Raw genomic sequence first — 7,314 nt, 5'->3', positions numbered from 1 at the left:
TCCGCTGCCTGCCCCTACCCCACGGCGATCATGCCCCGCACACGAAGAAGCCCCTGCTCATCGAACAGGGACTCCCTTTGCCACAACGCACTCAGTTACCGCTTCATGCCTGCTACCTACGCGCATGCTTGGATGCACTTCGCGTTCGATGTGCGGCATGAGCTCCGGGATGTAGATCTTCTGGATGGCGTCACCGGCATCGTGAGCCTCCCAGTGGGCGCGGCTGGCCCAGCGCTCGACCAGGACGAAGCGGCTGGGGTCCTGGTGTGACTGGTACGCCTCCCAGCTGACGCAGCCGTCTTCTGCCAGACACAAGGGGCGCATCCGAGACAGAGCATCTGCAACTGAGTCGACGTTGGTGGTCTCGCAGACCCGGATGATGACGATGAGGTCGAACAACGTACTCCTCAGGGGTGGGTGAGTCCCCGTCAGTTGCGTGGGGGCTCCGACAACCAATTAGGGTAAGTGATCTTTCGTCGCTTGTTCTGGCCTGCAGTTTCACGAAATCGCGGCCAGAGCCTTGAAATGCCCCACCCCTCGCTATGGGTGCGGACAGCCCTGCTTGCCCAACTTCCCCACCCACCACCTGCATGCTGACTCGCGGACAGGCCTGTAAGGGTTCGCGCGTGCCGCCGTCCGGATGATGAGGTGGCACGGTGACCAATCATGATGAGGCGGCGACTGTCCGACCGTTGACACTGGCCTGGGTGCGCCGGCACCTGGAGGCCGGCGAGCGGATCGTCGGAGCCGAGGCGCTGCACGGCGGCGCCACCGCCGACATGCGGAGGCTGACCATCGGGACGCGGGACGGAGGCACCCGGCAGCTGGTGCTGCGCTCCTTCGTCGGCCCGAACCGGCAGGGGCCGGCCGAGGACCTCCTGCACAGGGAGGCCGACGCCCTGACCACGCTCACCGGCACCGGCGTGCCGGCTCCCGGACTCGTCGCCGTCGACCCGACCGCCGCGCACTGCGAGTACCCCTCGCTCCTCATGACCCACCTGCCGGGCCGGACGGTCCTCGACGACGAGGGGCTGGAGAGGCGCCTGCCCCTGCTGGCCCGTCAACTCGTGGCGGTCCACGCGGTGCGGCCGGCCGACCGGCCCCGGGAGTACGTGGCGCTGACGACCGCTGACACGGTCGTGACCCCCGAGGGCGCCGACGCCGCGGTCTGGGCCGCCGCCATCGACGTGATCCGCAAGCCCGCGCCGCGCTACGAAGGGCGGTTCCTGCACCGGGACTTCCAGCCCACCAACGTGCTGTTTGACCTGCCGCCCGAGGACCCGGCCGGTGCCGTCGGTGCCCGGATCACCGGCGTCGTCGACTGGGCGGCGGCCTCCCGGGGCCCGGCGGACCTCGACGTGGCGCACTGTTCCACCAATCTCGCGCTGCTGCACGGCCCGGCGTGGGGCCTGCGCTTCACCGAGGCGTACCAGGAGGCCGGCGGGAGGCTGGCCGCGGCCGCGGACGAGCGGCTGTACTGGCAGGTGCGGGAGCCCCTGGCGTTCTCGGAGGAAGTGCAGTCGGTGCCGCAGCCGTGGCGGGAGGCAGGACGGCCCGAGCTGACGACACGAGCCGTGGAGGAGCGGCTGGATGCCTATGTCACCTCCCTGATGGACGCGCTGGGTTGAGCCAAGGCGGTCCGGGGCGCGGCCTCGACCTCATCGTTTACCGCTCAACCAAGTGGGGAATCGAGCAGACCCTGGGGAATTTCGGGGCTCTGGCCGCAGTTCTGTGAAAGCCCACCCCACGCGGCGCCGCCTTGGCATGCTGGGTTCCCCCTCGGGTACAGGGAGAGGACTCCATGTCAACACGCCCTGCCGCCGCGGTCTGGATAGACGAGCGGCGCTGGTACGCCGCGAACGAACTCCTGGCGTTCGTGGTGGAGCTTGCCGCTCTGGCGTGCCTGAGCTGGTGGGGATTCGTCGTGAGCCACGACCAGGCTCTTCGTATCCTGCTCGGCGTGGGAACGCCCCTGCTGGCCATGGTGCTGTGGTCCTTGTTCGCGGCACCCAGGGCCCGGCTGCGGCCCAGGCTGTCGCTCGTGCTCGTGGTCAAGGCGGCAGTGCTGGGTGGGGGAGCAGCGGCCTTGTACGGGGTCGGGCATCCTGGTGCCGCCGTGGCCATGACGGTCGTCGTGGTCGCGAATACAGCTATGGCCGAGATCTTTCGCCGCAGGCCGCCCGCCTCGCACACAGGGCAGGCGCCCCCAGATGGCTCACCGGCTTCCGGCTGAGAATTCACGAAACTGCAGACAGAGCCAATTTCGGGCATCCCCATCAGCGCGGGCCTCCCGCTCCAAAGCGGGTGGCTTCGGCCTGGTGGTGGGCGGTCGACCAGGTGAGGCGGTGCAGGGTGGGAGTGTCCCGTTGCCGGGAGAGCTGAAGGATCGCGGGCAGGTCGTCGCGCTGCGCGACATGGGCGGCGCCGGCCCGCAGGCGGGCGGTGAGCGTCGTCGCCGTCTTCTCGGCCGGCTCGTGTCCGGCGGTGGACTCCATCGGGTACACCGTGACCTGGGGCGGTGGATGGAGTCGTCGTAGAGGGTCAGGATGCCCCGGTAGCCGCTGCGGCTGCGGGCGAGTCGCGGCAGGTCTTCGTCGGGGGCGGTGGCCTGGAAAGCGTCGACGGGGCCGAGACAGGCGCGCACGGCGGTGAACTGGTCCCAGCGGTCGGGGCGGTGGGTGCCGGTGATGTGCACGCCGCCGTGCATCGCCCCGACCAGCTCGAAGACGACGGCGTCGTTCTGACGGGGCTGGCGGTGGTGCGCACGGTGCCGGCGGGCGTGTTGATGGTCAGGTTCGGGCTGGTCGTGGGCTGCGGGCTCCTCGGCGGTTCGGTGGGCTGGGGCCTGCCGTCCCGCGCTCGCCGAAGGGGAGGGCGTGGGCGTCGGGGCGGGGGATCTTCGGCCGGTGGTTCTGGCCGGGTTGGCCGTTCCCGCCTCTCTGGGGGAGGGGGAGACGGGAACGGCGTCTGTGGGGTTACTCCTGCGGCGGCTTGTGGCGGCGCAGGTTGTCCCGCTCGGTCAGGGACACTTCCTTGCCGCACGGGCATGCGCCGTAGCGGCGGCCGTGCAGGTGGAAGAACTTCGGGCCGGTGTTCTTGGCGTTGACGGTGCGGATGGTGCCGGGGACCGGGGTGGTGTTGGTGCAGTAACCGTTGGCGGTGGCGGCGGGGGTGTCAGCCACGGGACTCTCCTCGTCGGTGTCGGGGATCTGGGGCAGTTCCGGGGCGTCGTGGACCAGGCGCAGCGGCGCGGCGGCGTCGGGGTGGGGGATGACCGCCCCGGAACGGCTCGTCGGCGGTCGTGGCCACCAGGACGGCGTGCCGGATGGTGCTGTACTCCAGGGCGAACGTCAGCAGCGCGAAGAACCGGAGGTAGCCCCCCTCGGTGTGCTTCACCCGCAGCGGCGACGCCCCGACGGACAGAGTCAGGTCGGTGGTGACGATCGTGTTGTTCGTGCGCTCGGCCACGACGTTGAACTGGTGGCTGCCCTCGCCGAGCGCGACGAGTAGGGCGGTGAGCGCGTTCATGGCGCGGCCCATGGCGGCCGCCGTGGCGGCGTTATCGGGACGGATCAGCTCCGGGCGTGCGGGCATGCGGGCTCCCTGCGGCTGGCGTGGCGTGGGGCTGTGCCCCGACCGGGGCGCAGCGGTGGTGATCAGTTCCAGTTGTCGGGGGCGGGGCGGAACCGGGCCTTGAAGGCCGCGGCCTCCGCCTCGGTGGCGGGGCGCCAATCGGCCGTCTGCTCCGCGAGGGAGTGGAACACGGTCTCGTGGACGAATTCCCGGTGGTCATCCGCGCTCCGGTAGGTGATGTGAAACCGGTCAACGGCCGTGATCTGCACGGTTGTCGCACCGTCCCGGTCGTGGTCCCAGGAGACGTACTGGCCTTCCGTGAACTGACGCATGGGTTCTCCTCCGTGTGTGACGGGGCGGTGGGCACCGGGGGCCGGCGCACGTGTCTCGTGGCGCGCCGGGGATCTTCTGGGCGCGCGGTCTGCTCTCCGCAGACGCGTCGCGTCGCGCTGCCGCTATGCGGCAGAGGGCGGGGCGGGCGCGCTCCGCGCTCCTGGACGGGTGGGGGAGCGCTCCGCGCTCTGGGACCGGCCGGCCCCCGGGCGGTCCGGGCGGGGTGCCCGCCCGGCGCTGGGGCGGGGCGTGGGGCCCGTGCGGGCCGGGCTCGGGGAGGTTCCCGGCCCGCACGGGGGTCTGTCACTCGTGTGTGGCGGCGGCCGTCAGGGCGGGCAGCGCGAGTGCCTCCAGGGCGGCGGCCTGGTCCGCGTCGGTGAGGGTCTGCGCGGTCGACGTGACGGCCTGCATCACGCCCCCGGCCGTCATCTGACCGCCCCGCACGAAGTGCGACAGGATCATGTCCTTGGCCTCGGCGCCGATGCTGAGCGTCTTGGTGACGTGCTCGATCGTCTTCGTCGGCTCGGCCAGCGTCTTACCGGCGGCGGCCTCCATCTGGCGCACCTTGGCCTCGACGTACTCCCGTGACAGGAAGGTGCGCACGGCGTCGGCGGTCTTGGACGTGATCAGCTCCAGTGTCTTGCGCTGCGTCTGGCCGGACCAGTTCACGACACCTTCGTCCTGCTTGCCTCCGAGGTGCACGGCGCGCATGACGTCCTTGGTCTCGGTCAGGCCGTTGCGGCACACCTGGATGACGGCGCGCGGGGTGATGGTGTACGCCCCTGCGCCTACCTCGCTGTTGGTGATGACGAAACCGGCCGAGATCATCGGCAGTTCGTCACCGCTGCGGCCGTCGAACGGGGAGCGGTAGCCGCGCAGCAGCGCGCGGGCCTGGACGGCGACCGCTTCGGACTCGACGCGCACGTACATGCGCCGGTCCGTCAGGTCGCACCCCGTGACGCGGGTGGGGTGGCCGGACTGCTTCACCCCGTCCAGGGCGGCCAGCAGCATGTCGACGTTGTCCATCAGCTTGTAGCTGTCGGACAGCAGTGCGCGGGCCACTCCCTCGGCGGGCGGCATGCCGGGGCCGCTCTCGCCCCGGAACGCGCGGAGCATGAAACGGCGCTCCGGCTCCTCACGCAGCCACGCGTTCACGTTCTCGTCCAGCAGCGGGACGTTCTCGGCGCGCATGCGGCGCAGGTAGGCGAGCGGGATACGGAGCTTGTCCGCGATCCCCTCGTCGGCCACGGCGGTGGGCCGGTAGATGCCGTCGACGTCCGTCACACCGTCCTCGGTGATCAGGGACTCCACGCCCTCGACGTGCACGTTTCCCCCACGGAACCGCAGCGCGGCGGCGGGGGTGATCACATCCAGCTTGCGCCGGCTCTGGTGCTCCAGGATGCGGACCAGGTCGGAGAGGTCGGCGTTACGGGCACCCGTGGGGGCCACGTTCGTGGCGCGCTCGGCAAACTGCTGAGTCATGCGGTGTTCTCCCCTTCGTGTTGGCTTCTGCGGTTCGGGGGCGGGGCCACCGCCCCCGAACAACTTCAATAATAGTGTGATTCAGGGGTGAGGGAACCCACCCCTGACCAGCACACTTAGCGCATGCGGTACGCGGGCAACGGCGTCAGGCTCGTCCGGCGCACGTTCGTGACCGTTGGCACCGGCGTGACACCGCGCATCTCGCACAGGTCGTAGCGCAGTTCCGGGGCCTCGCTGAACGGGTCGGCGTGGGCGTGAATCGCGTTCACCCAGTAGGTCCCATGACGCTGCGTCACACTGCCGTGATACTCGACCTTTTGCCACAGCACCGGTCCGACGTGCTGAGGATCGAGACTCCGCGCAACCGCGATCACCAGTTGATCCGCCACGCGCTCGGACATCAGCAGGACGAACGCGCGCGCGACCGTGGCGCGGTCCACCGCCACGTCAGTCATGGCCGGGCCTGTGTGACCGGTGCGCACACCCATCGCCCAACCCAACTCGAAGAACGGCCGGATCAACTCCAGTTGCTCGCTCGGCACCCTCAGCGCGTCCGGGTCGCTCTCGCTGCGCGCCAACTCCAGCAGCGCGTAAGTCGCCTGCTCCCGCTCCGCGTCCGTGAGCGGTGCCCTGGTCTCCTCGGGCTGCTCCGTAATCCGCGTGTTCTCCACGGTTGTCCCTCTCTCTTCTCGGTGATGCCGGGTGGAGGGGGTGCCCCGACTGGGGCACCCCTGGGCGGACTACTTCAGGAACCCGCGCGATTGGAGGAACTCGGCCGTGATGTGCGCGATTCCCTGCGGTTTGTAGATCTGGGGGAATCGTCGCATTTCCACTTCGGTGCGCCCGTTCTCGTCCGGCTCCGGGAGTTCGTGAACGAGCCGGTAAGGACGGTCACCCGTCGGCATTTCTAGCACCACCGGGCCAAGCTTGGTGTCGAACCGAATGCCGGTGTAATTCGCGTCGGAGTTGTGCACGATGTTCGCACCCACCCGCTGAACAAGCAGGGGCAGGAAGTTTGCGACCGTACGGGCCTGAATTGCAAGGCCGGTCATGGGTGCGTCCTCACCGCCGTGCACTCGGCGGACGATTCCGTCAGAGATCTGGATCTCCACGTCTTACCCTTCGTTGGACCTTCTGCGGTTCCTGGGGTCGCCTCCCCAGTACTTAAAATAATAGTGTGTGTCGGCGTCGATTGGAAGACCTATTGCGCCCCGTGTTGCGTACAGCGTTGCGCCTGATGTTGCGTCAGGTGTTGCGCTGGAGGTTGCGCGGCCTGGTAGCCGGCTTCTACGTCACCCCAGGTCAACGCTCTGCGAGCGCGTGGTCGGCCTGCTGACATCCCCTCTGCTGCCGCTCTTCCTGCCCGTATGAGAAGAAGGGTGGGGGCGGGCTAGGGCGGCGCGGCTGCTTCGGGGATCGGGGCGGGGGTGTGTGGTTGCGCGTCGGCGGAGCCTCCGCGCTGGCTGTGCGGGCCTGTCGGCCCGCGTGGGGGCGTAGGGAGCGTGGGGAGGGGCTCGGTAGTGTCCGGCCGCCGGAGGCGGGCCCAACGCTCCCTCTGGCTCGGGCGGGCCCCGGAGGGGCCCCTATTGCCTCCGGAATTCCATGGTGTACTTTTCTCCACGGAATCCCAATCAAATACCCTCGTCTTCAAGGGGATCGGAGATTCCCTGAACCCCTGTTCAATCAAAGCAGCATGACCGACCCTCAACTCAAACCCCAACACCCCACCCACACAACAAAAAACCCGCACCCAAGTTTGTGCCGGAGGCACAAACCCCATTGCCTGTCTTTCCGTGCCGGAGGCACGCCCGTTGTGGAATGGCCGGAGGCCAGTTCCACAACCCCCGCCGGAGGCGGGGCAATTCGCGCGGGGACGCGCGAAACGAGCGAAGCGAGTATTCGGCTGCCGGAGGCAGAGCGAAGCGG

General features: G+C 69.2%; 10 protein-coding genes. 2 read left to right on the top strand and 8 right to left on the bottom strand.

Annotation, left to right across the window (positions count from 1 at the left end; translation table 11 throughout):
• Positions 1 to 57: 57 nt before the first annotated feature.
• Positions 58 to 399 carry a putative quinol monooxygenase gene (locus ACZ5NH_RS45060; RefSeq protein WP_468784246.1) on the bottom strand — a complete coding sequence of 114 codons (342 nt, stop codon included), beginning with the start codon at positions 397 to 399 and terminating at the stop codon, positions 58 to 60.
• 257 nt (positions 400 to 656) lie between these two features.
• On the opposite strand from ACZ5NH_RS45060, the gene ACZ5NH_RS45055 reads away from it, so the two are divergent.
• Together ACZ5NH_RS45055 and ACZ5NH_RS45050 are read left to right on the top strand one after the other, a co-directional pair.
• Positions 657 to 1,628 carry a phosphotransferase family protein gene (locus ACZ5NH_RS45055; RefSeq protein WP_468784245.1) on the top strand — a complete coding sequence of 324 codons (972 nt, stop codon included), beginning with the start codon at positions 657 to 659 and terminating at the stop codon, positions 1,626 to 1,628.
• Positions 1,629 to 1,801: 173 nt separating this feature from the next.
• Positions 1,802 to 2,233 (top strand): YrdB family protein, encoded by a 432-nt coding sequence (locus ACZ5NH_RS45050; protein ID WP_451557716.1) that lies wholly within the window; start codon positions 1,802 to 1,804, stop codon positions 2,231 to 2,233.
• A 43-nt stretch (positions 2,234 to 2,276) separates the two neighbouring features.
• Here ACZ5NH_RS45050 and ACZ5NH_RS45045 read toward each other — a convergent pair whose 3' ends face one another.
• From ACZ5NH_RS45045 to ACZ5NH_RS45015, 7 genes are all read right to left on the bottom strand, one after another.
• The gene (locus tag ACZ5NH_RS45045) at positions 2,277 to 2,495 is read right to left on the bottom strand and encodes a hypothetical protein (RefSeq protein ID WP_468784243.1); all 219 of its coding nucleotides are present in this window, start codon (positions 2,493 to 2,495) and stop codon (positions 2,277 to 2,279) included.
• A gap of 480 nt (positions 2,496 to 2,975) precedes the next feature.
• Complete coding sequence (locus ACZ5NH_RS45040) at positions 2,976 to 3,182, bottom strand: hypothetical protein (RefSeq protein ID WP_468784241.1); 207 nt, start codon at positions 3,180 to 3,182, stop codon at positions 2,976 to 2,978.
• Positions 3,175 to 3,594 carry a hypothetical protein gene (locus ACZ5NH_RS45035; protein WP_468784240.1) on the bottom strand — a complete coding sequence of 140 codons (420 nt, stop codon included), beginning with the start codon at positions 3,592 to 3,594 and terminating at the stop codon, positions 3,175 to 3,177. The genes ACZ5NH_RS45040 and ACZ5NH_RS45035 overlap by 8 nt, the downstream gene beginning before the upstream one ends.
• A gap of 62 nt (positions 3,595 to 3,656) precedes the next feature.
• Positions 3,657 to 3,905, bottom strand: a complete 249-nt coding sequence (locus tag ACZ5NH_RS45030) for a hypothetical protein (protein WP_468784239.1) — start codon at positions 3,903 to 3,905, stop codon at positions 3,657 to 3,659.
• A gap of 304 nt (positions 3,906 to 4,209) precedes the next feature.
• Complete coding sequence (locus ACZ5NH_RS45025; protein ID WP_468784237.1) at positions 4,210 to 5,388, bottom strand: DUF932 domain-containing protein; 1,179 nt, start codon at positions 5,386 to 5,388, stop codon at positions 4,210 to 4,212.
• 116 nt (positions 5,389 to 5,504) lie between these two features.
• A complete protein-coding gene (locus tag ACZ5NH_RS45020; RefSeq protein WP_468784236.1) occupies positions 5,505 to 6,059 on the bottom strand; it encodes a hypothetical protein in 555 nt (184 codons plus the stop codon).
• A 69-nt stretch (positions 6,060 to 6,128) separates the two neighbouring features.
• Positions 6,129 to 6,500 carry a hypothetical protein gene (locus tag ACZ5NH_RS45015; protein WP_468784235.1) on the bottom strand — a complete coding sequence of 124 codons (372 nt, stop codon included), beginning with the start codon at positions 6,498 to 6,500 and terminating at the stop codon, positions 6,129 to 6,131.
• Positions 6,501 to 7,314: the final 814 nt, after the last annotated feature.

Source organism: Streptomyces sp. NPDC031426 (assembly GCF_055581585.1).
Note: the sequence above shows the minus strand (reverse complement) of the source record. Positions and strands in the feature narration are given on the sequence as shown.